The organism is Desulfoluna sp. CLI2B (genome assembly GCF_056847375.1).
Map to the genome: position 1 here is coordinate 3,897,123 of NZ_CP186557.1, position 26,008 is coordinate 3,923,130.

General features: G+C 59.3%; 25 protein-coding genes. 22 read left to right on the forward strand and 3 right to left on the reverse strand.

Annotated features, from left to right (window positions below; all coding sequences use genetic code 11):
* Positions 1 to 75: 75 nt before the first annotated feature.
* Positions 76 to 1,470: a BamA/TamA family outer membrane protein gene (locus tag ACOYW2_RS18280; RefSeq protein WP_482767470.1), complete on the reverse strand. Its 1,395-nt coding sequence runs from the start codon at positions 1,468 to 1,470 to the stop codon at positions 76 to 78.
* Positions 1,471 to 1,969: 499 nt separating this feature from the next.
* On the opposite strand from ACOYW2_RS18280, the gene ACOYW2_RS18285 reads away from it, so the two are divergent.
* The 9 genes from ACOYW2_RS18285 to ACOYW2_RS18325 all read left to right on the forward strand — a co-directional run bounded on the left by ACOYW2_RS18285 (position 1,970) and on the right by ACOYW2_RS18325 (position 10,461).
* Entirely contained in the window at positions 1,970 to 3,082 is a 1,113-nt protein-coding gene (locus ACOYW2_RS18285; protein ID WP_482767471.1) for a GGDEF domain-containing protein, read from the forward strand.
* A gap of 188 nt (positions 3,083 to 3,270) precedes the next feature.
* Positions 3,271 to 4,026, forward strand: a complete 756-nt coding sequence (locus ACOYW2_RS18290) for an acyl-CoA dehydratase activase (protein WP_482417491.1) — start codon at positions 3,271 to 3,273, stop codon at positions 4,024 to 4,026.
* Positions 4,027 to 4,071: 45 nt separating this feature from the next.
* On the forward strand, positions 4,072 to 4,797 hold the full coding sequence (locus ACOYW2_RS18295; RefSeq protein WP_482767472.1) for a substrate-binding domain-containing protein: 726 nt from the start codon (positions 4,072 to 4,074) through the stop codon (positions 4,795 to 4,797).
* A complete protein-coding gene (locus tag ACOYW2_RS18300) occupies positions 4,749 to 5,057 on the forward strand; it encodes a hypothetical protein (RefSeq protein WP_482767473.1) in 309 nt (102 codons plus the stop codon). Before ACOYW2_RS18295 ends, ACOYW2_RS18300 begins: the two co-directional genes overlap by 49 nt.
* A gap of 7 nt (positions 5,058 to 5,064) precedes the next feature.
* Positions 5,065 to 5,793 (forward strand): ATP-binding cassette domain-containing protein, encoded by a 729-nt coding sequence (locus tag ACOYW2_RS18305; protein ID WP_482767474.1) that lies wholly within the window; start codon positions 5,065 to 5,067, stop codon positions 5,791 to 5,793.
* A gap of 15 nt (positions 5,794 to 5,808) precedes the next feature.
* Positions 5,809 to 6,783, forward strand: a complete 975-nt coding sequence (locus ACOYW2_RS18310; RefSeq protein WP_482767475.1) for an ABC transporter permease — start codon at positions 5,809 to 5,811, stop codon at positions 6,781 to 6,783.
* Positions 6,780 to 7,937 (forward strand): double-cubane-cluster-containing anaerobic reductase, encoded by a 1,158-nt coding sequence (locus ACOYW2_RS18315; protein ID WP_482767476.1) that lies wholly within the window; start codon positions 6,780 to 6,782, stop codon positions 7,935 to 7,937. The genes ACOYW2_RS18310 and ACOYW2_RS18315 overlap by 4 nt, the downstream gene beginning before the upstream one ends.
* 358 nt (positions 7,938 to 8,295) lie before the next feature.
* Positions 8,296 to 9,573, forward strand: coding sequence for a double-cubane-cluster-containing anaerobic reductase (locus ACOYW2_RS18320; RefSeq protein ID WP_482767477.1), 1,278 nt, complete (start codon positions 8,296 to 8,298; stop codon positions 9,571 to 9,573).
* A 237-nt stretch (positions 9,574 to 9,810) separates the two neighbouring features.
* On the forward strand, positions 9,811 to 10,461 hold the full coding sequence (locus tag ACOYW2_RS18325) for a small multi-drug export protein (RefSeq protein WP_482417497.1): 651 nt from the start codon (positions 9,811 to 9,813) through the stop codon (positions 10,459 to 10,461).
* A 55-nt stretch (positions 10,462 to 10,516) separates the two neighbouring features.
* Here the strand turns inward: ACOYW2_RS18325 and ACOYW2_RS18330 are convergent, their stop codons facing one another.
* The gene (locus ACOYW2_RS18330; protein WP_482767478.1) at positions 10,517 to 11,179 is read right to left on the reverse strand and encodes an NAD(P)H-dependent oxidoreductase; all 663 of its coding nucleotides are present in this window, start codon (positions 11,177 to 11,179) and stop codon (positions 10,517 to 10,519) included.
* A 121-nt stretch (positions 11,180 to 11,300) separates the two neighbouring features.
* On the opposite strand from ACOYW2_RS18330, the gene ACOYW2_RS18335 reads away from it, so the two are divergent.
* The 13 genes from ACOYW2_RS18335 (at position 11,301) to ACOYW2_RS18395 (ending at position 23,396) form a co-directional block, all read left to right on the forward strand.
* Complete coding sequence (locus ACOYW2_RS18335) at positions 11,301 to 11,510, forward strand: winged helix-turn-helix transcriptional regulator (RefSeq protein ID WP_482767479.1); 210 nt, start codon at positions 11,301 to 11,303, stop codon at positions 11,508 to 11,510.
* Between the two features lie 455 nt (positions 11,511 to 11,965).
* On the forward strand, positions 11,966 to 12,508 hold the full coding sequence (locus tag ACOYW2_RS18340) for a DUF2975 domain-containing protein (protein WP_482767480.1): 543 nt from the start codon (positions 11,966 to 11,968) through the stop codon (positions 12,506 to 12,508).
* Between the two features lie 69 nt (positions 12,509 to 12,577).
* Positions 12,578 to 12,787 (forward strand): helix-turn-helix domain-containing protein, encoded by a 210-nt coding sequence (locus ACOYW2_RS18345; RefSeq protein ID WP_482417501.1) that lies wholly within the window; start codon positions 12,578 to 12,580, stop codon positions 12,785 to 12,787.
* Between the two features lie 12 nt (positions 12,788 to 12,799).
* Positions 12,800 to 14,245 (forward strand): sigma-54 interaction domain-containing protein, encoded by a 1,446-nt coding sequence (locus tag ACOYW2_RS18350; RefSeq protein ID WP_482767481.1) that lies wholly within the window; start codon positions 12,800 to 12,802, stop codon positions 14,243 to 14,245.
* Between the two features lie 427 nt (positions 14,246 to 14,672).
* A complete protein-coding gene (locus ACOYW2_RS18355) occupies positions 14,673 to 15,956 on the forward strand; it encodes a reductive dehalogenase (RefSeq protein ID WP_482767482.1) in 1,284 nt (427 codons plus the stop codon).
* 22 nt (positions 15,957 to 15,978) lie between these two features.
* The gene (locus ACOYW2_RS18360; protein WP_482767483.1) at positions 15,979 to 16,275 is read left to right on the forward strand and encodes a hypothetical protein; all 297 of its coding nucleotides are present in this window, start codon (positions 15,979 to 15,981) and stop codon (positions 16,273 to 16,275) included.
* Positions 16,276 to 16,630: 355 nt separating this feature from the next.
* Positions 16,631 to 17,806, forward strand: coding sequence for an FMN-binding protein (locus ACOYW2_RS18365; protein ID WP_482767484.1), 1,176 nt, complete (start codon positions 16,631 to 16,633; stop codon positions 17,804 to 17,806).
* A gap of 547 nt (positions 17,807 to 18,353) precedes the next feature.
* On the forward strand, positions 18,354 to 19,094 hold the full coding sequence (locus ACOYW2_RS18370) for a hypothetical protein (protein WP_482417506.1): 741 nt from the start codon (positions 18,354 to 18,356) through the stop codon (positions 19,092 to 19,094).
* Between the two features lie 52 nt (positions 19,095 to 19,146).
* On the forward strand, positions 19,147 to 20,700 hold the full coding sequence (locus tag ACOYW2_RS18375; RefSeq protein ID WP_482767485.1) for an asparaginase domain-containing protein: 1,554 nt from the start codon (positions 19,147 to 19,149) through the stop codon (positions 20,698 to 20,700).
* A 139-nt stretch (positions 20,701 to 20,839) separates the two neighbouring features.
* Positions 20,840 to 21,715: a hypothetical protein gene (locus ACOYW2_RS18380; RefSeq protein ID WP_482767486.1), complete on the forward strand. Its 876-nt coding sequence runs from the start codon at positions 20,840 to 20,842 to the stop codon at positions 21,713 to 21,715.
* A gap of 13 nt (positions 21,716 to 21,728) precedes the next feature.
* Entirely contained in the window at positions 21,729 to 22,544 is an 816-nt protein-coding gene (locus ACOYW2_RS18385; protein WP_482767487.1) for a hypothetical protein, read from the forward strand.
* A 121-nt stretch (positions 22,545 to 22,665) separates the two neighbouring features.
* On the forward strand, positions 22,666 to 23,079 hold the full coding sequence (locus tag ACOYW2_RS18390; RefSeq protein ID WP_180140280.1) for a nucleotidyltransferase substrate binding protein: 414 nt from the start codon (positions 22,666 to 22,668) through the stop codon (positions 23,077 to 23,079).
* Positions 23,076 to 23,396: a nucleotidyltransferase family protein gene (locus ACOYW2_RS18395; protein ID WP_482767488.1), complete on the forward strand. Its 321-nt coding sequence runs from the start codon at positions 23,076 to 23,078 to the stop codon at positions 23,394 to 23,396. Before ACOYW2_RS18390 ends, ACOYW2_RS18395 begins: the two co-directional genes overlap by 4 nt.
* A 206-nt stretch (positions 23,397 to 23,602) precedes the next feature.
* Here the strand turns inward: ACOYW2_RS18395 and ACOYW2_RS18400 are convergent, their stop codons facing one another.
* On the reverse strand, positions 23,603 to 25,429 hold the full coding sequence (locus ACOYW2_RS18400; protein WP_482767489.1) for a heavy metal translocating P-type ATPase: 1,827 nt from the start codon (positions 25,427 to 25,429) through the stop codon (positions 23,603 to 23,605).
* Between the last annotated feature and the right edge of the window lie 579 nt (positions 25,430 to 26,008).

The following is a 26,008-nucleotide window of genomic DNA, read 5'->3' on the forward strand; positions in this document are numbered from 1 at the left end:
CACCATGGGGAACCCGGTGCGCCCTGCCTTGCCCCGAAGGATAAGAAAACCAATTTATCCGCAAAGCCGCCCGGCTCAAAATTGAAAGGGCTGGCTCACCATCATCTGCACCCCCACCGACTCTTCGGAAACCGCCACATCCACCCGGGCCACGATCCCCTTGGCCCACACCCTGAATCCCAGGCCCACATCAACCTTCATGTCCGAATGAAGCTCGGACAGGTCCCAGGAGGGCCCCACCCTGCCCACTTCCACAAAGGGGACGAACTGCACCCAGGCCACCCCCACGTAATGCTGGAGCCAGGGCCAGCCCTCAAAGGGATTCCAATACGGGATCATCCGAAGCTCGGCGGCGTAGTAAACGGCGGTCTTGTCGCTGAAACGATTCGACGGATAGCCCCGCATCCGCCATTCACCGCCCAGGGTGGCCCCTGAAAATGCCGGAGGGCGATTCTCGATCACCCCGTTTTCGATTTCGTTCCAGGATGGGGAGTAGGCGGTCCAGGCATCTAAAGCCAGAACCGACTGGCGAAACGCAGGGGAAAGGGATAAGGGGATGTAGTGGTCGTATTCGGCGGAGACCGTGGTCCAGGACTCGGTGCTGTTCAGCCACCCGAAGTCTCGGGACAACTGGAGATTCAGAGCATTTCCGCAGGAAGGGTTTTGATGGAAATCGCGGTTGTCCCAGAACACCCCCACATCAAGGCCGTTGGTCTTCAGGTTGGATTCGATATCGTCACCGTCCACCTGCTGGGACCGGTAGAAAGGGGTCAGCTCAAGGTAGATCTTGCCGCTTGACAGCGGGTTCCATCGCGGCTCCTCCCTGGGTTTCAAGACCGGAAGCCCCTCCTTCAGGGCTACGGTGTCAAAGGAGACCACCTTGCCCCCGGCGATGGGCAAGAGATACTGGAACCGAAGCCGAAAGTAGTTATCCCACCCGTCCCCGGTGACAAAGTTGTCCTTGTCGGACCCGTTGCTCCCCGCCCGCTCCCCGGTGAAATTGGGATTCCCGTCGATATAGCTCTCATTGTCTGAAAAATACCCCACCGAGGCAATGGGATCGAACAGAAACCGCTCCGTGTTAGGAAGCAGGATGTCCTGCCCGTACAAAATGGCCATGGCCGATCCCTGGGTCCCCACCATGGCGGTGCCCAGGAGCCCGGCCTGCTTCTGGGGATAACCGGTGACACTGTGCACATACCCCACCGCAAAACCAAAACTGTCGTTGTAAAACCCGTACGGAATGCTGATGGTGCCAAGGGAGTCAGCCGTCCCCCGCACCAGGGACGCTTCGTCCCCAGAGCAAAGGGACCACATACAGACAGAAAGGAGCCATCCCACCAGAACCCATCGAAAAAGGAGCGTCATACGCATGATCTGGGCCAGTCCTTGCTTGGGTGATGTGTTGGCAACAAAGGGCGCGGAGGAAAATGCCTGGAACGGCTTGCCCGGTCCGCGGCTGGTATACATATGGCGTGTCCTGATGGTTCCTTAAAAGGCTTGCAACCACAGCGAGGCGGGCGATCCCGCGGAACTGGGATCGACATCCCGGCCCCGGATCTCTTATCCTACACCATCGCGATCAAAAAACATTGAATTATTTTCGAAACATACCGCAGAAACAAGCAAAAGGAGGATACCGAGTCCCAAGGCCTGCACCTGCGGGTGCCATTCCACCCCCCGTCCCCCCATCCCGACGGACATAATCCCCTTTAAATTTTCACTGAAAACTGATAATGAGCACGGGACAATCCGATACTGATATATAAGTAGACATGAGTCCGGACCATAAACACTGACCGAATCAGCACCCCCCGTTGACCCCACGGCCGGTCCCCGGCAGGGGCTGTTCCCCTTCTGTGCCGCGTTCTTTTCCAGTGTCCCGAGTCTGAACTCAACGGTTTATCCGGCTCTTGGCGCCCCCGTTCGGATAAAAAGGGCGCCCCGCATTGATGAATGAGAGTGAGTTATGGCACAGTTCAATTGGATGGGTGAATTTCAGGACCCTGAAACAGAGAAGCACTTCCGGGACGAGCAGTGGCCCCGCATCAAGCACAAAATGCAATTTGTATACGCCGTCACCGCCATTATCTACCTCCTTGCCGGGTTCGCTGATTTTTGTGAGCTCGGGGTGGGCCCCGAACTGAACATCCTTCTGGCAGGCAGGGCCCTTGCAGCCATGGCAGGACTCACCGCCTTTTATCAGCTCTACCTCGACAAAAAAGATCTCGTCCGGCACACGGCAACGGTCTGCGCATACATGTCTGTGGTCATGGGAACGGAAATCATCGAGCTCATCCTCAAGGCCCCCGTCACGGGCACCATGACCATCTCCGCCACCTCCTTTGTGGTGCTCATCTGCTATCTCTTTTTCCCCCCGCGCCTCATCGCCCCACTTATCGGCGGCCTGGGCGGCTCGGTGCTGTACATCGCGGCCATGATCTTCTTCACGCCCCTGCCCTTTACCTCCATGTCCACCACCATCCTCTCCTTTTGCCTGGCCAACTGCTGCGGCATTTACTTTTTCATCCACATGGAGAAAACCAAACGACGCGAATTTTCAGCCCTTGCCGAGCTGAGGAACCTGGTGGAAATCGACGAGCTCACCCAGGTATTCAGCCGAAGAAAGGTCCTTGAGATGGGGCAGTTCTTCTTTAAATCCGCCAGGCGGTTCCACACGCCGGGCTCCGTTCTCATGGTGGACATCGATCATTTCAAACGCTTCAACGACACCTTCGGCCACCACACCGGCGACCTGATCCTGGCCGGAGTGGCCTCCCGGTGCAAACATGCCCTGCGGGAGGTGGACTCCTTCGGCAGGCTCGGCGGAGAAGAGTTCATCGTGTTTCTGCCCCAATGTACCCTGCGACAGGCCCTCATTGCGGCCGAGCGCATCCGCACCACGGTCTGCAACACCCCCTTTCACACAGACAACGGGGAGGTCCTGGTCACCATCAGCATCGGGGCCGCCGAGCTGCAGCCGGACCACGCCGACCTCTCCTGCCTCATCCGCGACGCGGACATGCAGCTCTACCGGGCCAAGGCCAAGGGCCGAAACCGCATCATCCACGCCGCAGCGTAAAGCACCACACCCACCCGAGGCTTGCAATAGAACATCTCGATAGCAGCCCCCCATCCCCATCAATATTATCTCTTTGACGCCCGTCTTTCCTGCACATACAAAACAAACCCATCGCAATCCATCGCACACAAAACCTGCCCTTTAAACGGACAGGCGACATGTTTTTTTGACAGACACAGGATGGCCCCATGATCTCTGCAGGCATCGACATCGGCTCCCGTACCATTAAACTGGTCCTTTTGGAAAACGGCACCCTCACCCACACAGCCACCACAGACACCGGCTTCCAGCCCATGACCCGCGCCCGGGAGATCCTGGCCACAAGCGGCATGACCCCGCACCGGCTCACGGCCACCGGCTACGGCCGCACCCTCTTCGAGCAGCAGATGGAAGCCGACACCGTCACCGAAATCAAGGCCTGCGCCGCCGGTACCTTTCACCTCTACCCCGAGGTCTCCACCATCCTTGATATCGGCGGTCAGGACGTAAAGGTCATCCGCGTAGGGAAAAAAGGCCGGGTGGTCAAGTTCGAGATGAACGACCGCTGCGCCGCAGGCACCGGCAAATTCCTGGAGATCATGTCCGACAATCTGGGCTTTTCCCCGTCAACCTTCGGAGACGCGGCCCTTTCAGCCGAAAAGACCGTGGAGGTGAGCAGCATGTGCACGGTCTTTGCCGAATCCGAGGTCACCTCCCTTCTGGCAAAAGGCGAAAAACCCGTGCACATCGCCCGGGGCCTCCACGAATCCGTGGTCCGGCGCGCGGCCTCCATGATCCGCCGCGTGGGCCTGGACGGCCCCTTGTGCTTTGTGGGTGGGGTCGCCAAAAACCCCTGCATCCGAGCCCTGCTGTCCGACACCCTCAACACTGAGGTGGTGGTCCCGGACTCTCCCCAGACCGTGGTGGCCCTGGGCGCAGCGCTTCTCGCAGACGATCAGCAGTAACGCGGGCTCCCGCCCACACACACATAAACAATAAGGAAACACGACATGATCAAGCGACTCCTGACCCTTGCCCTGCTCCTTTTCACAGCCGTTCCCCTTGCCTCGGCCGCGAATATGCCGAAAACCGGCGAGGGCATGCACATCTGGTTCGACACCGGCGGCCCCGTGGGCGGCACGTACAACACCGTGGTGTATAACGGTGCCAAAGCCGCAGCCAGCGACATCGGCGCACGCATCAGCTTCGTCTACTCGGACTGGAGCCCGGAAAAAATGATCGAAAACTTCAAAAAGGCCCTGGCCGAAAAGCCCACGGGCATTGTTGTCATGGGTCTTCCCGGTGATTCGGCCTTTGCCCCCCTCATCAATGAAGCACGGCAAAGCGGCATCCTCGTCACCACCGTGGACACCCCGCTTCCCAAAACCCAGGGCAAATACCAGGCCGAAGGGTTCGGGTTCATCGGCCCGGACAACTACACCCAGGGCAAGAGCATGGCAAACGAGTGCCTTCAGCGCTTCGGCCTCAAAAAAGGGGACCGGGCCTTTGTCTGGGGGCTCAAGCGCCTGCCCACCCGTGGCCGCCGTGCCGTGGGTATCCTTGAAGTCCTTGAAGGCGCAGGCGTCACCGTGGACTACCTGGAACACCTCCCGCATCGACAAGGACCCCTCCCTTGGCACCCCGGTGGTCACCGGCTACCTGCTCTCCCGACCCGGACTGCAAGCTCATGGTCATCGACCACGGTGCCCTCACCGCCCAGATGGAAAATTTCTTAAGAGCCGCAGCCGTAAAACCCGACGAGATCAACGTGGCCGGTTTCTCCCTCTCCCCTGCCACGGCCACGGCCATCCAGAACGGCTTTGTGGACCTCATCGGAGACGCCCAGCCCTTCCTTTTGGGATACTTCTCCGTGCTCCAGATCGCCCTCACCGAAAAATACGGGTTCTCAGGCCTTAACATCGACACCGGCGGCGGCTTCATCGGAGCGGACAACCTCTCCCTCATCGCGCCCCTGGCGAAAAAAGGGCTCAGGTAAGAGTCCTATGGCGCCCCTTATCGAACTGTCCGGCATCACCAAGTCCTACGGCCACGTGGATGCGCTGAACGGCGTCGACCTGACCCTGCATGACAACGAAATCATCGGCCTCATCGGGGACAACGGCGCAGGGAAATCCACCCTCATCAAAATCCTCTCCGGTGTGGAGACCTTTGATAAAGGCACCATGCGCATCGGCGGGGCCGCCGTGGACCCGGGCAGGCACACCGTCAAAACCGCCAGGGACATGGGCATCGAGACGGTCTTTCAGGACAAGTCCCTGGGGGAGTCCCAGCCCATCTGGCGGAACTTTTTCATGGGGCGCCACCGCACCAACCCTTTGGGCATGATCCGGGTGGCCCATGAAAAAAAAGAGGCCATGAAGGTCCTGACAAACATCATCGGCCTCAAAGGAGCGGGGCTCTCTGCCGACGCCCCGGTCTCGGTGCTCTCCGGCGGGGAGCGCCAGGGCCTTGCCATCGGGCGGGCCATGTACTTCAACGCCCGGGTGGTGATCCTGGATGAACCCACCACGGCCCTGGCCGTCAAAGAGGTGGACAAGGTGCTGGGCTTTGCAAAGGCCCTCAAGACCGAGGGGAAATCAGGGATCTTCGTCTCCCACAACCTCCACCACGTCCATGACGTGGCCGACCGTTTCCTCTTTCTCCAGCGCGGCCGGGTGGTGCATGAAGCCCGCAAGGCCGACGAAACCCCTAATCCTCCATGGCAACCCTGATGAAATGGTCCTGATATGAACGCAATCCCCTCTTTTCTGCGCAACAACCCCGTGCAATGGGCCATTACCCTGATCTTTACGGTGCTGCTGGCAGGCTTCATGGCCCTTGCCCCCCACACCTTTCTCCACGGCAGGATCTATATCGCCTACCTCTCCACCATCCCCTTTGCGGGCATGATCGCCCTTGCCATGACCCTGGTCATCATCACCGGCGAGATGGACCTCTCCTTTCCGGCGGTGATGGCAGCCTGCGGGTTTGCCTTTGCCAAGGTCTTTGCCATCACCGGCAGCCCGGGGACAGGGCTCATGGCGGCAGTTGCCGTGGGCGCCCTTGCCGGATGCCTCAACAGCCTGCTGGTGGTGGGTTTCGGCGTTCCCGCCATCATCGCCACCATCGGCACCCAGTTCTTCTGGCGCGGAGCCACCGTACTCCTGGCAGGAGGCCTGGCCGTGAACATGCCCGAGATCAGGGAAACCGCCCTTCACCACCTCATGGTGGGCCGCTGGTTTGAATTCCTGCCCGCCCAGGCGGTCTGGTTTGCCGGGCTCACCGGCCTCTTCTGGCTGGTCCTGAACCGCCACGTGGCAGGGGACCACCTGCGCTTCTGCGGAGACAACCCCGAAGCCGCCCGCATGATGGGCATCCCCACGGCAAAGGTCCGCACGGGCGTCTTTGTGCTCATGGGCATGGTCACCGGGCTCTCCGGCGCCATGGTCTGCATGGAGATGGCCAGCTGGTGGCCCACCCAGGGCGAGGGCTACATGCTCCTCGTCTTCGCCGCCGTCTTCGTGGGAGGCACCTCGGTCTTCGGAGGCACCGGCACCATCTACGGCACCCTCATGGGAGCCATCATCATCGGCATGATCGAGGCAGGCATCATCAGCATCGGCCTCTCCGGCCTGTGGACCCGCATGGTCTACGGTGTCGTTATCATGGGCGCGGTCTCCGTCCACGCCCTTCTCACCCCATCTTCAGGAAAACAGTCATGACCCGTACCACCCATCCGGCCATCAAAGCGGCCCTGAAACCCTTTACCCTCCTGTCCGAACACTGCCAGCGCCACCTGGCCGAAGCCCCGGAAAACGGCATCAAGGTGGCCGGTATCTACTGCGCCTTTGCACCGGAAGAACTGGTCCGGGCAGCGGGCATGATCCCGGTGAGCCTCTGCGGCAAGGACGAAAAGCCCATTGCCGTGGCTGAAACCGAGCTTCCCGCAGCCCTTTGCCCCCTCATCAAATCCAGCTACGGCTTTGCCCTCTCCGACACCTGCCCCTATTTTGCGGCTGCCGACGTCATCATCGGGGAGACCACCTGCGACGGCAAAAAGAAGATGTTTGAGCGCATGGCATCCCTTAAACCCGTCCACGTGATGCAGCTGCCCTACGCAGCGGACAGCGCCCCGGCCAAAGAATTCTGGCGCAGTGAAGTCCAACGACTGAAGGCCTTCATCGAAGACCACACAGGGCGCGTCATCACCGACGAAGCCATGGCCGAACAGGCGGAGCTTCTCAACACGCGCAACGAAGCCCTCATGGCCATCTCCAAGCTCATGGCAGGGCCCGTGCCGCCCCTGACAGGTCGCGAGATGCTCATGCTCATGGAGTCTCGCAACGTGGCCGTGGACCTTCCGGCTTACAACGCCATGCTGGACGACCTCCTTCAAACCATCCTGGCCAACGCCCCCGAGGAATCCCAGGGCAAGAAAAAGCCACGGGTGCTGGTCACCGGATGCCCCATGGGAAGCGGCTCGGACAAGGTCCTGAAACTCGTGGAAGAACTCGGTGGGCTCGTGGTGGCCCAGGAACACTGCGGCGGCCTTAAAAGCATCTTCCGCCCCGTGGAAAAAGAGACCGACATGGTCACCGCCCTGGCCGACCACTACCTGGGCACCCCCTGCGCCTGCATGAGCCCCAACACCAGGCGCCTGGACCTCCTCAAAGACCTGGTCACCCAGTTCCGCGCTGACGCCGTGGTGGACGCCACCCTCCAGAACTGCCACCCCTACACCGTGGAACACACCACCGTGGCAGAAACCCTGGAAAACGAGTGCGACATCCCCGTCCTCCACGTCAACACCGGCTACTCCCCGTCAGACACAGAGCAGATAAGGATCCGCGTGGAAGCGTTTTTGGAAATGATTTAACAGGGTAAAAAACAAAAGCATGCCTCCGGCGGGCAGGGGCTACAGCCCCTGCACCCCAGGTTCGCAAATGCTCCGGGGCTCGTTCCTCGCCCCACGCATTTGCTGGCGGGCTATGCCCGCGACCCAAGCTGGAGATTGTTCGGGCATTATCAAAAGAGACCTGTAGCGTGCCTCTGGGAGGCAGGCGCTGTAGCCCTTACACGCATAAAACAGCAAGACCTCCGTTACCTATGGGCGCAGCCCGTCAGCGAATGTGATCGGCCTGAGGAACGAAGGCCGGAAGCATTCGCGCCCCTGGTGGCCTGCTTTTTTCACCTAATATTGACAAGACATGAACACCCAACCCAAAGGAGCTTCCATGACCACCGATCACACCCCCATGTGGAAAGACCTCGGCCTTGACATCGAGGCCCACGATGCCCTGCTCAGCGTGCTGGGCCAGGCTTACGGCGACATCTACCTTGCCCAGGAAAACCGCCCCGAAGGAATGGGGTACTTTGACTTTGTCATGAGCGAGGTCCACGGCCAGCGCATTCAGGAGCTGGTGGACGCACAGGCCGCAGGCCGAAAAGTCATCGGCTGTTACTGCGTCTTCGTACCCGAAGAGATCTCCCTGGCGGCCGAAGCCATCCAGGTGGGGCTCTGCTCCGGCGCCGACTTTGCCATGGACGAGGTGGAAAAATACCTGCCCAGGAACACCTGCGCCCTCATCAAGTCCTCCCTGGGCTTCAAGCTGGCCAAGGTCTGCCCCTATCTGGAGTGTTCGGACCTGGTGGTGGGGGAAAACACCTGTGACGGCAAGAAAAAAGCGTACGAAACCCTGGGGACCCTGGCCGACAACCTCTACGTCATGGACCTGCCCCAGGTAAAATCAGACGAAGGCCGGGCCCTTTTAAAGGCGGAATTCATCCGCTACAAAGAGGCGGTGGAGGCCCTCACCGGCAACGCCATTGACGTGGCCGCCCTGAAAAAAGGCATCGCCATCGTCAACAACAAGCGCAAGGCCATGGCCCGCCTTGCCGCCCTGCGGCACAACCCGATGCTGCCCATCTCCGGCCTGGACGCCCTCATCGCCAACCAGGTCTTCTTCTACGACGACCCGGTCCGTTTCACCGATGCGGTCAACGCCCTGTGCGATGAGCTGGAGACACGCATCGCGGACAAGACCTCCGTGGTCCCCGACAGCACCCCCCGCATCCTTGTCTCGGGCTGCCCCATGGCCGTTCCCAACTGGAAGCTGCCCGCCGTCATCGAGGCCTCCGGGGCGGTCATCGTGGCCGAAGAGTCCTGCGTGGGCGAGCGCGGCTGCCGCAACCTCACCGACGACTCCGCAGACGACCTGGACGGCCTTCTGGACGCCCTGGTGGACCGCTACCTTGCCATCGACTGTGCCATCTTCACCCCCAACACCGAGCGCTCCGGCCACATCAAAGAGCTGGCCGCAAAATCCAAGGCCGACGGCGTGATTCAGTACACCTTAAACTTCTGCCAGCCCTACGCCATGGAGGCTATTCCCCTGGAAAAAGAGTTGGAAGAGACGGACCTGCCCACCCTGCGCATTGAGACCGACTACAGCCAGGAGGACATGGGACAGCTCAAGACCCGCGTGGAAGCCTTTGTGGAGCTGCTCAAGTAAAACCCCATCATGACGCGAAAACAAAAAAAGGCCCGCCTCCATCATCGATGAAAGCGGGCCTTTTTGCGTCTCTGCCCGGAGTTCGAAGGTAACACCCTCGGACAGGAGTCGTTATCCCTTGGTAAAGGGCTATTGGTGTGATAAAAACATCAGCATAGTTCTTTTGGAAGTTACCTATCTGTGTGCTACCCGTCACACGCCTGAACCCTCCACCCAATATAACGGTGCAGATTCACCATGAAACACACCCTTGTTAACTCCGTAGAATTCAAAATCCTGCTTATGGGCTGTCTATTGACCGTCCTGCTCCTGGGGTACCTTGGATACTGCGCCTTCACAGACTACAAGCAAGCCGAGACCCTGATCCTCGTATTCGGGGCCCACACCTTCGGGGGACGGGCAGCCGGTGTGGGACTCTGCATTTTCGCGGGAATGGGGCCCGCCATGTCCATCGGCTACAACTTTTACATCGAGGTGCTCATCGTCTGCTTCACCTACGCAGGGTTCGTTCTCAGCACCAAGAGCTACCTGAGGATCCCGTGGATCATGAACGCCATGGACCGCCTCACCGAAAAGGCCCTGCAGCACAAAGACAAAATCGAGCCCTACGGCTGGATCGGCATCTTCCTCTTTGTCATGGCCCCCCTGCCCGTCACCGGACCGGTCATGGGCTCCATCATCGGGTACATGCTGCGGCTGGGCCTGGTACGCAATTTGTCCGCCACCCTCCTGGGTACCCTCACTGCCATCGGAATCTGGTTCTACGGTTTCGATTTTTTAAATGACCGGTTTCAGGTTATCCAGTATATCTTCATCGCCATCGTGGTCATCGTGGTGCTCCCCCATCTGAAGAAAATCAAGAACTTTATCCTCTACATCAAAGGGTAAAAAGGGATTCCGGGTACCTGATCATTGCCAGCGTGATCAGGTGCCCGGCTGCCGGTTATTCGTACCAGGTGGTGACCGCCTCCAGCTCCTGGCGCGTCTTTGCCATGGGGGCCTCCTTGCGATACCCGAAGCCCACGGCGCAGGCCAGTGTAAACTTGTCCCTGTCCATGCCCAGCTCTGCGGCAAGCAGGGCGTCCATCTTCTCCCGGTCAAATCCTTCCATGGGGCAGCTGTCCACACCGATGACGGCTGCTGCGGTCATCATGTTGGCAAGGGGGATATAGGTCTGCCGTGTGGCCCAGTCTGTCATGGCCCGCTCACTCTCCAGCAGGTTGAAATCCGTGGACTGAAAGGCCTCGTAAAACCCTTTGCGCATCTCCACAATCTCCGGTGGCAGCTTCTGGACGTTTACCATGAATTTGTCGACATACTCGCTGTCATATTTCATGAAGTGACTCTTCCGGGCCAGGATGAAGACCAGGTGGCTGGCCGTGGGGAACTGCTTCTGTCCGCCCCAGGCCACCTTCACCAGGGTCTCCCGCAGGGCCTGGTTCTGGATCACCAGAAAATGCCAGGGTTCAAGGCCGAAGGAGCTGGGGGAGAGGCGACCTGTCTCCAGGATAAAGGAAAAGTCCTCTTCGGATATCTTTTTCGTCGCGTCGAATTCCTTGCAGGCGTGCCGGAACATAAAGGCGTCGAGAATCTCTTGTTTTTTCATGAAATCGTCCTCCGTAAAGATGTCGTTAGTGTGTTGACAACCAACCTAAGGACAAAGTATCTTTTGGTCAGAGGTACAGTTTTGGCCCCAGAGTATCCATTTGTATACCATAGGTACGACGATGGCCGACAGAGCACCCAACTGCCCCGTAGAACAAGCCCTCGGCATCATCGGCGGAAAGTGGAAAGGCATCATCCTCTACCACCTGATGACGGGAAAAAAACGCTTTGGCGAGTTGAGAAAGCACATGCCCTCGGTGACCCAGCGCATGCTCACCAAGCAGCTCCGGGAACTTGAAAACGACGGCCTCATCCACCGGGAGGTCTTATAAGCCTTGCCGAGGTGGAGTACAGCCTCACGCCCATGGCCGAGCCCGTCAAGCCCATCATTTTGGCCCTCAAGGAGTGGGGTTCCACCCTTCCCAATCCCGATATTTCATAAAAATGATCCACCAAACACACCCAAAGCATTAACAAAAGACTCAATCTACGCCATATTAAAAAGCCCATCTTCCCGTTCAGCTTCCCGTGTAGAAACCGTTAACACCGTGAAAAGCCGCAAAAACCGTTTCGGTTGCCTCCCCTTCCGCGCCATCCCTCCAACGCAAGCCGTTTGTCCTCACCCCGGTCTTATGTCCCGGCCTTTTTATTATTGAAAATCGATAATAAATGATTGACACACATAGAGACATTACGCTACCGTAACTTATCGTTTTTCGATAATAAATGATTGATGTATAAGAACCCCATAGATATTTACGGACAACCCGCCCCAAGGAGGCCTGTTGTGGACAACCTGTCAAAGATCAAAAAACACAGTAAGCGGTTTCACCTGCTCATCACTTTTTTCATGGTGGCCATTCCCTTGTATTATCTCCTGTACTGGATCTTCATCAACCAGCTGCCCAACGAGATCATCAACGTCAACACCACGGCCACCCCGCTGATCCCCAACCACCTGCCCGCCTTCCTTCGGGCCCTGGGCCTTCTCTGCAGCCTGCTTCCCCTTTCGGCCCTGCTCTACGGGCTGCGAAACCTCCGGAAGCTGTTCGCCCATTACAACAAGGGAGAGATCTTCTCCTTTGAACACGTGCGGCTGTTTCGAAGCACGGCCAAGGCCCTGGTGCTCTGGGTGGTCTTTTCCATCCTCTACGAGTCGGCCAAGAGCGTGATCTTCACCATGGGCAACCCACCCGGAGAGCGGGTCATCAGCGTGGGGTTCAGCTCTCCGGAACTCACCTCTCTGGTACTGGCAGGTATCGTCTTTTTCATTGCCTGGGTCATGGATGAAGGAAGAGCACTTAGCGAAGAGAGCCAATTCACGGTATAAGGATTCGGGCCAACCCTGCGGCGGCAAGGCCAGCCCCATGTGATGTAAACAAACCCAACCGGAGAGATCATGCCCATTATCGTGAATTTAGACGTGATGCTGGCCAGGCGAAAAATGAAGTCCGTGCAGCTTGCCAGGGCCATCGGCATCACCGAACAGAACCTGTCTATTTTAAAGACCGGCAAGGCCAAAGCCATTCGCCTGTCCACACTGGATGCCATCTGCGAGCACCTGTCGTGCCAGCCCGGCGATATCCTGGAATTCAAAGAATCGGAGTAACACGGTATCACCATGGAATCGCAGCGCACGACCGAAGCCAGCCTGGAATCACAACGCACCCTCTTCTCCTTTGACCACGCCCCGGTGGGCATTGTCTGGCACGACGCCGACGGCAAGATCATCCGCGTCAACCGATACGCCGCCCGTAAACTGGAGTACGCCCCGGAGGAACTGGAGGGGAATTATCTCTACAAATTCGTTGTTCTGGACACCCAGAAGGAGAGGGGCTCCTACTACGGGGACGATCCAGGGGCAGGGACATTGCACAACCTGTTTACCAAGCACGGCAAGGTGATCCCCGTAAAGGTCCTGGTCTACGGAGCCGATGAAGGCCATGGTGACTTCGGGGGCGCCTTTTTCACGGACCTCTCGGAGACCGTGCGCCTTGCGGAGATGCTCCGGGCCTTTCAGGAAAAGTACCCCTCCCATGACACCGAAGGCGACCCGGCGAACCCTTCCGAAAAACCCCGGGAGGTCTTCCGGGATTTCATCGGGCAGAGCCGGGCCACCGGAGAGCTCTTCCGGCTCATCTGCAGCGTGGCCCCCACCCCCACCACGGTCCTCATCTCCGGGGAGACCGGCACGGGCAAGGAGCTGGTGGCCCGCAAGATCCACGAGTTGAGCGGCAGGGCCGCAAATAAACTCGTCAAGGTAAACTGCGCCACCCTGCCTGCCCAGCTTGTGGAAGGGGAACTCTTCGGCCACGAGCGCGGAGCTTTTACCGGGGCCCACTCGAAAAAACCCGGCCGGTTCGAGCTGGCCGACGGAGGGACGATTTTTCTGGACGAAATCGGGGAGATGTCCCTGGAGATCCAAGCCAAACTCCTGCGGGTGCTCCAGGAAGGCGAGTTCGAAAGGCTGGGCGGCACCGACACCCTCAAGGTGGACGTACGGGTCATCGCAGCCACCAATCGGGACCTGCCGAGCCTTGTGCGCACGGGCAGATTCCGATCCGATCTCTATTTCCGCCTCAGCATCTTTCCCATCCCCACCCCACCCTTAAGGGAACGCAAAGAGGACATCCCCCTTCTCACCCAATTTTTCACGGAAAACTTCTGCGCAACCCTCAACCGAAAGCCCAAGACTGTCCCAAAAGCATTCACCGACATTCTCAGGGCCTACCACTGGCCGGGCAACGTTCGGGAACTCCAGAACGTGGTGGAGCGGGCCTGCATCCTCAGCACCGACGACAGCCTGGACCCCACCTGCATCTCCTTTGCCTCGGTCCCCACCGCCGACGCCCCGGACGCGCCCCTCTCCTTTGAAGAGAACGAGCGCCGGTACATCGCATCGATCCTTGCCACCACCGGCGGCAAGGTGTTCGGACCGGACGGTGCTGCAGCAATCATGAAGCTCAACCCCCGCACCCTGATGTCCAAGATCAACAAACTGGGCATCCCCAGGCCCAACGCCTCGGGCCGTGACCAGGAATTAGGTCCCCAGGGCAAAGACATTTAAGGCTCAGTGCCTCCGGCGGGTCGCTTTTTGATAAAAGCTCCGCAAAAACGTTCCGGTTGCCTCTCCTTTCGTTGCCCAGTCCGGAGCGCCGGAGGCATAAGCCACATGCGTTGCGACCAGCCACAGCCCGTCCTCACGACGACATTAAATCCCAAGGATGAAATATCATCCCCAAAGGTTCACCCATCAAGGTCACCCCGTCTCCCACCTGAAGACACATCCTCCATGATGTTAACCAGCTAGCGTTTTTCCCCCACAGAACTCCCACAGCCCGGCATGCTTTATGCTGATTTACGGACGTATCGCAGCGCCCCACGCACGTCTGGGCCGCGCACCCAATCCGGAAACAAACAGCCCCGGCAGGACGGCGCCGTCACACGCCAAGCCCATGCCGGGGTCCGACCACTGGACGTATTTAGGAGGATCCATGGATTCAGGAGAAGAAAAAAAGGTCGATCTCAAGCGACGAAACTTTGTGAAGCTCGGGGCCGCATCCGCCGTTGCGGGCGGAGCCCTCATGGCCGGGTTGCCCTCCCAGGCCGCGGCGGGCCCTGCCAAGGGACCCACCGCAAAAAAAGAGCTGCCTGAACTGCCCGTCACCATCGACAAGGCGGTCTATAAACGATTTCACCAGAAAGACACCGCCTTCTGCCAGGCCATCTCAGGTGCCTTTCCCGAAGGACGCCAGGCCCTGGGGCAACTGGGCAGTACCTCGGCAGATCTCGGGCAGCGCGTTCTGGACAAGGCCATCTCCGATGCCGGGTGGTACATCGACTCCCTCATCGCAGACGGTGCATCCACGGCAAACCCGGACACCGTGGCCTATTCCCGGGACAACGAGGTCTCCCCGGACCGCTACGATTTTGCATCTGCAGAAGAGGCCTCCCTTTATATCAAAAAGGCAGCCCGCTTCCTGGGGGCCGACCTGGTGGGTATCACCCCCTACGACGAGCGCTGGACCTACGCCTCCTTTTACAACCCGCAAAAAGGAAAGAGTCTGCCACCGGACCTGCCCTTTACCCCCAAATCGGTCATCGTCATGGCTTTTGAGATGGACTACGAGGCCATGACCACGGCCCCGTCCGGTGTCTCCGGCGGTGCCGTGGGCAAGGGATACTCCCAGATGGCCATCACCGGGGCGTCCCTGCGCCGGTTCATCACCAACATCGGCTACAAGGCCTTTGCTGCCGGTAACGACGTGGCCTTGAGCGTTCCTTACGGTATGGCCGCAGGCCTTGGAGAGGCGGCCAGAAACGGCATCCTCGTCACCTACGAATACGGCCCCCGGGTGCGCATCGGCAAGGTGTTCACCGAGCTGGACCTGGCCTGTGACAAGCCCGTGAGCTTCGGGGTCCGCCACTTCTGCGAAACCTGCATGCGCTGCGCCGACGCCTGCCCGGGCCATGCCATCTCCACGGAAAAGGAGCCCTCCTTTGACGTCCACAATGAGTGCAACAACCCCGGGGTGTCCAAATGGGCCATCGATGCGAAAAAATGCCTCCTGGCCTGGGGAAAGACCAAAAGCGACTGCGCCACCTGCATCACCAGCTGCCCCTACAACAAGCCCGATTTCTGGCATCACCGCCTGGTGGACAAAATCAACCACCTCATGCCCGGCCCGGCCCACTCCATGATGCGGGAGATGGACAAACTCTTCGGGTACGGCAACTCCTTCGACAAAAAAGCCGTGACCAGTTTCTGGAAATCATAACCACCACAAGGAGACAGACATCATGGGTGTATTCAACGGCATTGAAACCCTCTTTTTCATCCTCGGGGCCTTAACCACCCTGGGCATCATGGGTATTGTTTACCTGAAAAAAACACGCGGTGCAGGAACCCAGAGCCTGGTCCTGGCCGCGCTCTCTCTTTTTCTCTTTCTCTTTGCCCTGGCCTGGTCCGTCAGCTCCATCCTGGAACACGAACACCAGGCCGCCAACATGGGCCTCCTCTTCTTCGGCCTGCCCGCGATCCTCTTAGGGGGCATGGCTTGGAAGAAGCTGCCCGCCACCGGCAAGGAGTCGGCTTAAAAAGCAGGCCTTCGGCGGCAAGGTGGGGGCACCACCAAACAGCCCCATTTGCCGTTCAGCCCTGATGCGTTGAGCGGCAAATGAGGATATAACTGCAACATTTTTTAAGATATTTTGCTCCCAGGCTCCACCTGGGAGTGATCCACGGAGGCTCTGCCTCCACAATTGAGATCGCTTGCCCCTGCAACTTTTAGCCATGATGCCGCTAAGCCTCACGCCTGCAAGGCGGAGCCTTGCAAGCGACACTCCCGGGCAGAGCCCGGAAGCGAGAAGAAATGGTTAAAGAAGGCAGGCCTCCGCCAGGCAGGTGGAAAAACCTGCATGTGGCGAGTACATCGGCCAGAGACAGAGACTTATGAACATCAAAAAAACACTCACACTCCTTGGTATTCTTGCACTGGCAGGGGCCCTGGCCTACGGCCGGGTGAGCCGGGAAAACAAGACCATCCAGTTCCTCAGCGACCATTTTGCCCCGGCTTCCGTGGAAAAAACAGGGACCTCCCCCGAGGCGTACCGGGTGGTGGAGAACGGCGAGACCCGCTACCTCATCTACCCCTCCCGCACCACGGGCTGGGGCGGGCCCATGACCGTGGCCGCGGTGATGACGCCCAAACTCGTCCTCACAGAGGTCCTGGTGCCGGAACACCGGGAGACGCCCCTGTTTTTCGACTACCTTGGCTCCAACGGGTTCTTCGATCAGTTCACGGATAAAACGCCCCGGGAGCTTCCCAGCATCGGGAAAAACATCGACGCGGTAAGCGGGGCCACCATCTCGTCCAAGGCCATCACCCGAGCGGCCTGCGATGCCATGGCCCTTGCCGGCGAAGACATCCTGGGCATCAAGGGCCCCGAACGAACAGCCCCGTGGCACGTGGGAAGGGATGAACTCCTTCTCCTGGCCCTGTTTACCGCAGCCTTTGCCTGCGCCCGATTCAAGGTCAACAAGGCGAGGGTCCCCCTGCTGATTCTCAGCTTCTTTTTTCTGGGGGTGATGATGAACCGACCCGTGTCGGTCTCCAACATCGCGGCCCTTTTCATGGGCCACGCCCCCTTCATCGGCGACGACCTCTTCTGGTGGCTTCTGGTGCCGGGAAGCCTTGTGCTGGTGGCCCTTTCCGGGAAAAACATCTACTGTACCCGGCTCTGCCCCTTCGGGGCCCTGCAGGAGCTCATCGCCCGCACCGGCGGCCTACGGGTCACGGTGCCGAAAAAGCTTCAGGAAGCCCTGAGGGCCGGGGCCCTGGGCCTCACCTGGCTGGCCCTGATGGTGGCTTTTGCTACGGGCAACGCCGCCCACGCGGCCATCGAGCCCTTTGCCACCCTCTTCGGCCTCAAGGGGACCACCGTGCAGTGGTACCTGGTCTCCCTGGCCCTGGGGGGATCGTTTGTCATTCCCCGGTTCTGGTGCCGGTTCTTCTGCCCGGCCGGAGTCTGTTTCCGAAAAGCGGCAGGGGTCCGCAGGACGGTCACCAAGGGCATCACCATCCAACCCCGCATGGGAAAGGCACGCCATGAAACGCCCACACATTAAAGAGATCGCCATCCTCACCGGTGCCCTCCTCGTCCACGGGCTCCTGTTGATGAGCCTGCTCACCCACCTGTAAGCTCAATGAAAAACAAAAGGCTCGGAGACCAACGCCCTCCGAGCCTTTTGCGCAACACACTCTTTTTTCACCCTTTTTGCCTATTCTCCCGCTTGATTTTTCAATCGATCTGTGAAACGATCGTTTTGGCCTGCAACACATCTTATTTACAGCCAATCCCCACAAGAGCCCCAACGGCATCCCACCAACACCCCAGCGTATGAAGGCCATGGCCTGCCCGTACAATGATCGTCACCGGCCTTTGATGCCCGGTCGCGTCACGTCCCCGGAGCCATACCCATCCCAGCACCTTCTTTCGCAACCGAGACAAGGCCCGCAAGACATCCAACAACCATGCGCGTGAACAGCCCAAGCGCCCCGTCACCCTTTGAGCACTGCAGGGGCCATGGACCTGCTCCCGCGCCCTGTCAACGGCCTGCGCCCCGGTTTTTGCCCTTCACAAGGGGCCGGGCCCACCTTGGAAAAGGAGGTCCCATGAGTTCATCATCCATGCAGTCAGACGCTGCCACCGGCGTCGGAAGGCTTAAATTCTGTGGCGTCGTTCACCCGAACAGCAAGTTCCACATCCTCAGAGAGAAAGCCCCGCAAGACCACGTCATCGCCCCGAACTATGTCTTTGTGGAGGGCGTCGGCAGCGTTCCTCAGTACGCCCCGACGGTGTTCGGGAAATCCACCGCCTACGATCCGCCCCATGACTGCAAAGGCTACTTCATGTCCGCGAAATACCAGCCCAACAACAACTGCTACGCCTACGGCTGCGTCATCGCCAGCAACTCGTTTCCCCAGCCGGGGCGCCTCAACGGCTACACCCTCCCCAAAAAATTCACGGGCTCGGATGTGGCATACGGGGCCGAGCTGGACGGCCTGTCCATGGTGGGGCAAACCCTTGAAGCGGTCTATTCCCATGCCAAAGATGAGGCCCCGGGCCATTACGTGGCCCTGCTCATCTCCGAGGCAGACCCCGGCATCGGGTGGACCGGCGACTACCACTGGGTCCGTTGCGACGACCTGGCCACCTCCACGTGGTCCCAGAAGGATGGCTCCGACCAGGTCACGGACTTCGATTTCGCGGGCAACCCCATCACTGATCCTGCCACGGCCAACTGGACGGTAAACCAGGGCCCCATCAGCAAGACAGACACCCGGGAGATGGTTGTGAGCTACGACTTCTACGCTTACATGTTTGTGCCCCGCGATGGGGTGGACATCATCTGACCGGCGAAAGCCATTCACACCAACGGCATCAAAACAAAGGAGACATCGCACCATGAAGCTTTACATCCTTTACACCGGTGGAACCATCGGCTCCGTGGGAACGCCCTTGGCGCCCATGTCCGGCGAGGATTTCAAGACAGCCTTCAACGCCCAGGTCACCCCCATGATCACGGGCCAGACCGCCATCACCGACGTGGAGATCGCCTACTTCGACCACACCCTGGACAGCACCAACATGCAGCCCTCGGGCTGGGTGATGATCGCCCAGAACATCTTCGACAACTACAAGGACTACGACGCCTTTCTGGTCCTCCACGGCACCGACACCATGGCCTGGACCTCGTCGGCCCTCTCCTTCCTCCTGCCCGGGACCACAAAGCCCATCACGGTGACGGGCTCCCAGCTCCCCCTGTTCGTCCAGGAGGGGAGCGACCCCTCGGCCTATCCCTTTCTCTTTAACACCGACGCCCTGCGCAACGTCCTGGGCAGCGTCCAGTTCCTCACCATGGGGGTCAACGAGGTGTGCCTCTACTTTGCCGACACCCTCTACCGCGGCAACAGGGTGGTCAAGACCAACGCCAGCGAGTTTGTGGCCTTCTCCTCACCCAACTTCCCCGCCCTGGGAGAGTTCGGCATCCTGCCCACCCTCTACAACCAGTTCCTCCTGCCCTTGCCGGGATCCGACGCCCTCGACGCCAACTACGAACAGGTGGGCGCGGACCTTGCCACCATCGCCGCAAACATCACCAATAAATCGGTCATCCAGTTCCTCATCTTCCCTGCCTATTACAACGAAGACACCGGCGGCGACCCGTCCCTCATGACCTCCATGCTCACCCAGCTGAGCCAGGTCTACCCGCCCCTTGCCGGGATTATCTTCGAAGCCTACGGCGAGGGCAACATCCCCAGCTACCAGACCATGCAGACCCTCCTCGGGAAGATGCACGATGATGGCATCATCCTGGTGGACTGCACCCAGGTGCTGGCAGGGGACGTCAACTACAACGCCTACGCCACCGGGGCATGGCTCAAGGAGGCCGGGGTGATCAGCGGCCACGACATGACCCCCATCGCGGGCCTTGCAAAACTCATCGTGCTCCTTGCCAGGGATCCGTCCATGGCCATGGCCGACGTGGAGAACCTCATGGGCCAAAGCCTCGCCGGAGAGCTCACCCCCTACTACGCCATTTCTGGGTACCAGAACGCCTACCTGGCTCCGGGGGAAAACCTCTTCTCCACCAACGGAAACTTCCAGTTCCAGAACACCACCGACGGCACCCTGGCCATCTACGACGTCAGCGACGCCTCCAACCCCACCCTGGTCTGGCACCAGGACATGGGCGCCCAGGGCAGGCTGGTGATGCAGTCCGACAACAACCTGGTGTTCTACGACATGAGCCACACGCCCCTCTGGGCCACCAACACCGCCACCATCGGCCACAACGCCTATCTCCAGCTCGGAAACGACGGCTCCCTGGCGCTATACAACATGGACACAAACCAGGTGTTCTACACCATCTACGACCCGTCAACAGAGGCTGCGGCCGCTGCCGTGCCGTCGGTACCCGAAATCCTGCTGCTCTCCACCATGGCCCGCAGGCGATGACAAACGCCCCCCGGTGACGCCTTTTTACCGGGGTTTTGACCGTTGCACTCGGCATTTCCCCCCCGGGTCCGGGCATGTTGCTCCCGGGTCCCGGGGCCCCGCTTTTTTCCGCCTACCCCAACCATGAAAGGAGAACCCCATGTGCACCATTGGAACCGTGTTTGATGCATCCGTTGTCCGATCCTTCAAGCAGTGCGACCTCACCAAACCCACCACCTTTTATCCCCCGGAGGAGCGACAGGGGAAGGCCGGACCCTACCTGGCCCTCACCCGCCTGGACAGGCCGGGCCTGTGGGCCGGGGGCAACGCCTGCGGCGTCACCTTCACCGCCGCGGACAGCTACACGCGCGACATCACGGCACGGCAGAGCAACTCCCCCTTCCGCCTGGTCCGCACCAGCACCTACCAAGGGCCGAACAAATCCGTGGACTCGTTGTTCCTGGCCTACGAAAAGGCCGTGGCCGATTACGACAACGCCCAGGATGCGGCCGACTCCCTGGCGGACTTCTACTTAAACGGCGACGCCGAACACCCGGGGCCCTTTGAGTCGGCAGACATCGCCATGTTCTCCGACACAAGCCAGGCTGTTTACATGGAGTACTCCCCCGTCGGCAACTTTGAATTCAACAAAATGGGCGATGTGATCGGCCAGACCGGGGAGCCCGAGGTCCTGACCCTCTCCCCCAAGGCCGATTACTTTGCCAACACCAACAACTGCCGCCTCTTCAACACCTCCGTCACCTACCCCATGAACCTGAGCACCTTCCTGCGCCTGGAGCGGGCAGAAAGGCTGTTGTTGATCCAACCCAACCATGACGGCATCCACAAGCTCCTGCGGGACCAGTACTTCGGCGAAACCGAGCTCTCGATCTGCCGGGTCGCAGTCAAGCCCGGTGAGTTCTACACCCAGGCCTCGGTGATCTTCAGCACCCAGGAAAACGGCCTGATGTGCGAATACATCATCAACGGCAACCCCCGCACCAAACCGTGGCAAACCATGACCATCACCAAATAAGGAGACCAGAGCCATGTTGACCCTCAAACGCACCGCCTCCGCCCCCAACACGACCCTTCCCCAAGGGTTTCACTACGTCAGCCAGGACAATTACTGCCTGGTTCGCCTCAACGACACAGACAAAAAATACCTCTACTCGGACAGCGCCACCTCCTGCATCATCGTGGTCATGGCCGGTCGCAACGCCGATGACCAGGAGATCGTCATGCTCTCCCACCTCTCCCGCAAGGTTCGCTACGACTACTTCTTCAACCTGGTGGGCGCCCATTTCGTGGGGCCGGTCCACATCTGGGGCCAGGGGGGCAACCCGCCCCTGGCCGAGGCCTCCAACGACAACACCCACACACTCATGGGGTGGCTCATGACCCACTCCCTGGATAACTTCCGATACAACGCACCGGCGGACAAGCCGAGCTGGTGGGTGGAACAGGTCACCCTCAGCCTGGGCCAGGGCGATCCCAACCAAGAGCACCGTGACGACTTTGGGGTGGACCTGACCACCATGGTGGTCAGCAACCAGGCCTTTAACCTCACCCCGGAACAGCGGGATCCCACCGGGGGTGTCCAGACCCTCTTTGCCGTCTTCGGCATGAAGATCTACCCGCCGGTGTGGCTGTGGAAATCCACGCGCCCCTTTGACGACGCCCTCATCTCCCGCCTGGTGAACGCCGCCAACCAGGACAACTGGACCCAGATCCTCAGCATGACCGACGAAGAGATCCTCCACACCTACTCCAGCACCCCCGAATGGGAGGTGCCGTGGTTCGTGGACACCCTGAAAGAGTCGGCGCAGTTTGTGGATAATTGGAACAAGACCCACGGAGGGTGATCGACCCTTCCCACATGCGGATATCTCCGTCCACCGGCATCACCACGAAATCACCCGTGGATATTCACAGCCCATATAGGGTATAAAGAAAACGTATGCCACCACTTGGACAGGAGACCACATGACCACAAAAGACGCCGGAGATATCCGCTGGATTCAGCGTTTCGAGCATTTTGAGAAAGCCTTTGCCGAGTTAAAACTAGCTGTTGCCGTCGATGAACCGTCACGGCTTGAGCGGGCTGGGCTCATCCAGTTCTACGAGATGTCCTTTGAGTTGGCATGGAAGGTGATGAAGGATTATCTGGACGCGGAAGGATATGATATACAGAGCCCCCGGGCAGCCATTAAACAAGCCTTTCAGTCCGGAGTGATCGAGGATGGTGAAACCTGGCTTAACGCATTAAAAGATAGAAATCTGACCGTGCACACCTATGATGAATCCACAGCCAAGGAGATTGAACGACGTATTCGAAGAGCCTACTTCCCCAACCTCGCCAAACTCTACACAACCTTGCAGGCCAGGATCACGCCATGAAACGGTTCGGATTAAAACCATCGGAAATCATGGCCATCCAGAATGCTGCTGCACGGTTCCCGAATGTGGAATCCATTCTGATTTTCGGATCACGTGCTAAAGGGACCGAAAAAGCAGCGTCCGATATAGACCTCGCCGTCAAAGGTAAAGGGGTCTCCCCCGAAGAGATCCTCAAGCTTAAGGATATTCTTGAAGAAGAGACCCTCATCCCCTACTTTTTCGACATCATCCACTACAATACCCTTCAAAGCCCCGCCCTGAAGTCCCACATCCATCGTGTCGGAAAAGCCATTTACCGAAAAACTGCCTCCCCATAAGCTGCACGCCACCCGTTTTGATTCATCTGTCGTAACCAGACACCCGATACAGGCCAATGTGAAATCGTTACTCGACAGCCATGGGTTTAACCCGGGTATTACACAAGTCGGGTGCACTCATATGCAAGGCAAGAGAGCTTCAGATGTCGTTTTTCACCTCAATACCCTGATAACCAGCAGATGCAGGCTGAGTTAACTTATCTCCCCTATCTTGCATACCTCAATGACGCGGCAAGCCCCACCACCAGAATGGACCCGATGTTGTGGGCCACGGCCCCCAGGATGGGGGTGAGCACCCCGGCAAAGCCCAGGAGCACGGCCACAAGGTTGATGCCGAAGCTCAGGGCGATGTTGACCTTGATGGTGCGACTCATCCTGCGGCTGAGGTCCACGAGGAAAGGAAGGGTCTCCAGCTTGTCGTTCATCAGCACGATGTCGGCGGTCTCCAAGGCCACGTCCGATCCGCGGAGGCCCATGGCGATGCCGGTGCCTGCAGCTTTCAGGGCGTCAGCTCCGTCTCCCACGAAAATCAGGCCCGAGCCTTCATGGGACTCGATGAGGCCCAGCTTCTCATGGGGTTTGCACCCGGCGTGCCACCGGGAGATCCCCACCTGGTCTGCCAGGCGCCGGACCGCCGGTTCCCGGTCCCCGGAAAGGATGCGCACATCCCCGAGGCCCTTGGCCTCCACAGCCCGGACGACCTCCTGGGCCTCGGGTCGGGCCTCATCATCCATGCCGAGGTAGCCCCAGAGCTCGCCGTCCACGCGTACCTCCACGGTGGTCAGGCCCGTCTCGCCCCTGGCACCGCTGGAGATTACCTCAACCCGGGCGTCCCCTACTTTGCCGGAGACGCCGCGCCCCACCTCAGACTGGATTTCCCGGGCAACAGGAACAGAGCAGCCCAAAGAGGTTGCCTTGGCAAGGATCGCATGGGCCAGGGGATGGGCGCTTCCCGTCTCCAGAGCCGCTGCCATGGCAAGGAGCTCTTCCGGCTGCCTGTCCCCTTGGGGCAGAATCTCCACCACACCGGGCTCGCCCTTGGTGAGGGTGCCGGTCTTGTCGAAAAAGAGGGCATCGGCACCGGCCATGGTCTCCAGGAATCCGCCTCCCTTCACCAGCACGCCCTCTTTGGCCGCACGGCTGATGGCAGCCACCGTGGTCACGGGCCCGGCCAGCAGAAACGAGCATGGGCATCCCACAATAAGCACGGTAATGGCCCGGGAGATCTCACCGGTAATAAGCAGAGCCAGCACCGCACCGGCCAGGATCACCGGGGTGAACCACTTGGCATATTCATCCACGATGCGGGCGCTCCGGGTTTTCGACGACTCGGCGGCCTGGATCATCTTGACGATCTTTCCGAAGGTGGAATCTTCGCCCACGCGCAGGGCCTCCACCGTCACGAACCCGTCCACGCACGTGGTCCCGGCGTAGACCTCGTCCCCTTCCGAACGGCTCACCGGAATGGACTCCCCGGTGATGGCTGCCTCATCCACAAAGGTGGCCCCTTCACGGATCACGCCGTCCACGGCGATGGTTTCGCCGCTTCGCACCACCAGCCGGTCCCCCTGACGGATGGACGACACCTTCACCTGCACCTCGCCGCCCTCTTTGACAAGGGTGGCGGTGGCCGGGGTCATCTCCACCAGCTCTTCGATGGCGTGCCGGGCGCTGTCGCTCACCGCCTCTTCAATGAGTGCCCCCACCACCATGATGGCGCTGACCACGGCAGCCTCCAGAAAATTGCCCGTGAGCATGCAGGCGATGATGGCGATGCTCACCAGCTCGTCCACATTCACCTCCCGGGCCATGATCCCCTTGACGGCGTCCACGATAATGGGCAGGCCGTTCAGCGCCACCGACAGGATAAGCACAAGGTCCCTCAGGTTCAGCGAGGCCACCAGCCCCTGCTGGTTCACCATGCCCGTCAACAGGGCAACGGGGATCAGAAGCGCCCCGCCCGCCACACGGATAAAATCCGATGATTTAAAAATCTCCTGATACACATTGAGTTTTGCATACCGTCCGATCATAGCGTTTCCTCTTTTTCGCGGTCTGTTTTCTCTCTTATCTATCGTCGCAGAACATGCATGTCATCTGTGCCGGCGCAGGAAAAACAATCCCGGCACACCCTCTCTATACCGGCCATTCATTTGAAGATCAAGTGTTTTGAAAATCAAACTAAAAAAATTCGCAGCGCCACACACCTTATCTATAAAGCCCGCTCAATCAGGACCCTACGCAGATCAACAGCGAACAGACCCTGTTCTTTTTCTGGCTACGATCACTGGAGTTCCTCGCCCACTGTCCTTTTATGTCCTCCCAAAAAACCGTGTTGCAACCGGGCCTCGATTTACTTATGATGTATGCGCTTGCGTTCGCGACAGATAGACCAACCGAGAACACCGTGCCCATGCGGTGATATCGCGAACCCCAAGCTCGTTTTTCCAAAGACGAGGCAGCCCCTCAACTGACAAGGTTTATGCGCCTTTTAGCCCAAAGGGGTTCGCAATTGCGTAACAATATGAAACAAAAGAACTTTCACCACATAAAATTGTCAAATCACCCCATCGGTATATCGTGGCAGAAAGTTCGCGCTGTGCAGTTGGTTT

Excerpts from the sequence above, each read along its gene's own strand:
- ACOYW2_RS18280 (WP_482767470.1), bottom strand. The coding sequence starts at position 1,470 with ATGTATACCAGCCGCGGACCGGGCAAGCCGTTCCAGGCATTTTCCTCC.
- ACOYW2_RS18285 (WP_482767471.1), top strand. The coding sequence starts at position 1,970 with ATGGCACAGTTCAATTGGATGGGTGAATTTCAGGACCCTGAAACAGAG.
- ACOYW2_RS18290 (WP_482417491.1), top strand. The coding sequence starts at position 3,271 with ATGATCTCTGCAGGCATCGACATCGGCTCCCGTACCATTAAACTGGTC.
- ACOYW2_RS18295 (WP_482767472.1), top strand. The coding sequence starts at position 4,072 with ATGATCAAGCGACTCCTGACCCTTGCCCTGCTCCTTTTCACAGCCGTT.
- ACOYW2_RS18300 (WP_482767473.1), top strand. The coding sequence starts at position 4,749 with ATGGTCATCGACCACGGTGCCCTCACCGCCCAGATGGAAAATTTCTTA.
- ACOYW2_RS18305 (WP_482767474.1), top strand. The coding sequence starts at position 5,065 with ATGGCGCCCCTTATCGAACTGTCCGGCATCACCAAGTCCTACGGCCAC.
- ACOYW2_RS18310 (WP_482767475.1), top strand. The coding sequence starts at position 5,809 with ATGAACGCAATCCCCTCTTTTCTGCGCAACAACCCCGTGCAATGGGCC.
- ACOYW2_RS18315 (WP_482767476.1), top strand. The coding sequence starts at position 6,780 with ATGACCCGTACCACCCATCCGGCCATCAAAGCGGCCCTGAAACCCTTT.
- ACOYW2_RS18320 (WP_482767477.1), top strand. The coding sequence starts at position 8,296 with ATGACCACCGATCACACCCCCATGTGGAAAGACCTCGGCCTTGACATC.
- ACOYW2_RS18325 (WP_482417497.1), top strand. The coding sequence starts at position 9,811 with ATGAAACACACCCTTGTTAACTCCGTAGAATTCAAAATCCTGCTTATG.
- ACOYW2_RS18330 (WP_482767478.1), bottom strand. The coding sequence starts at position 11,179 with ATGAAAAAACAAGAGATTCTCGACGCCTTTATGTTCCGGCACGCCTGC.
- ACOYW2_RS18335 (WP_482767479.1), top strand. The coding sequence starts at position 11,301 with ATGGCCGACAGAGCACCCAACTGCCCCGTAGAACAAGCCCTCGGCATC.
- ACOYW2_RS18345 (WP_482417501.1), top strand. The coding sequence starts at position 12,578 with ATGCCCATTATCGTGAATTTAGACGTGATGCTGGCCAGGCGAAAAATG.
- ACOYW2_RS18350 (WP_482767481.1), top strand. The coding sequence starts at position 12,800 with ATGGAATCGCAGCGCACGACCGAAGCCAGCCTGGAATCACAACGCACC.
- ACOYW2_RS18355 (WP_482767482.1), top strand. The coding sequence starts at position 14,673 with ATGGATTCAGGAGAAGAAAAAAAGGTCGATCTCAAGCGACGAAACTTT.
- ACOYW2_RS18360 (WP_482767483.1), top strand. The coding sequence starts at position 15,979 with ATGGGTGTATTCAACGGCATTGAAACCCTCTTTTTCATCCTCGGGGCC.
- ACOYW2_RS18365 (WP_482767484.1), top strand. The coding sequence starts at position 16,631 with ATGAACATCAAAAAAACACTCACACTCCTTGGTATTCTTGCACTGGCA.
- ACOYW2_RS18370 (WP_482417506.1), top strand. The coding sequence starts at position 18,354 with ATGAGTTCATCATCCATGCAGTCAGACGCTGCCACCGGCGTCGGAAGG.
- ACOYW2_RS18375 (WP_482767485.1), top strand. The coding sequence starts at position 19,147 with ATGAAGCTTTACATCCTTTACACCGGTGGAACCATCGGCTCCGTGGGA.
- ACOYW2_RS18380 (WP_482767486.1), top strand. The coding sequence starts at position 20,840 with ATGTGCACCATTGGAACCGTGTTTGATGCATCCGTTGTCCGATCCTTC.
- ACOYW2_RS18385 (WP_482767487.1), top strand. The coding sequence starts at position 21,729 with ATGTTGACCCTCAAACGCACCGCCTCCGCCCCCAACACGACCCTTCCC.
- ACOYW2_RS18390 (WP_180140280.1), top strand. The coding sequence starts at position 22,666 with ATGACCACAAAAGACGCCGGAGATATCCGCTGGATTCAGCGTTTCGAG.
- ACOYW2_RS18395 (WP_482767488.1), top strand. The coding sequence starts at position 23,076 with ATGAAACGGTTCGGATTAAAACCATCGGAAATCATGGCCATCCAGAAT.
- ACOYW2_RS18400 (WP_482767489.1), bottom strand. The coding sequence starts at position 25,429 with ATGATCGGACGGTATGCAAAACTCAATGTGTATCAGGAGATTTTTAAA.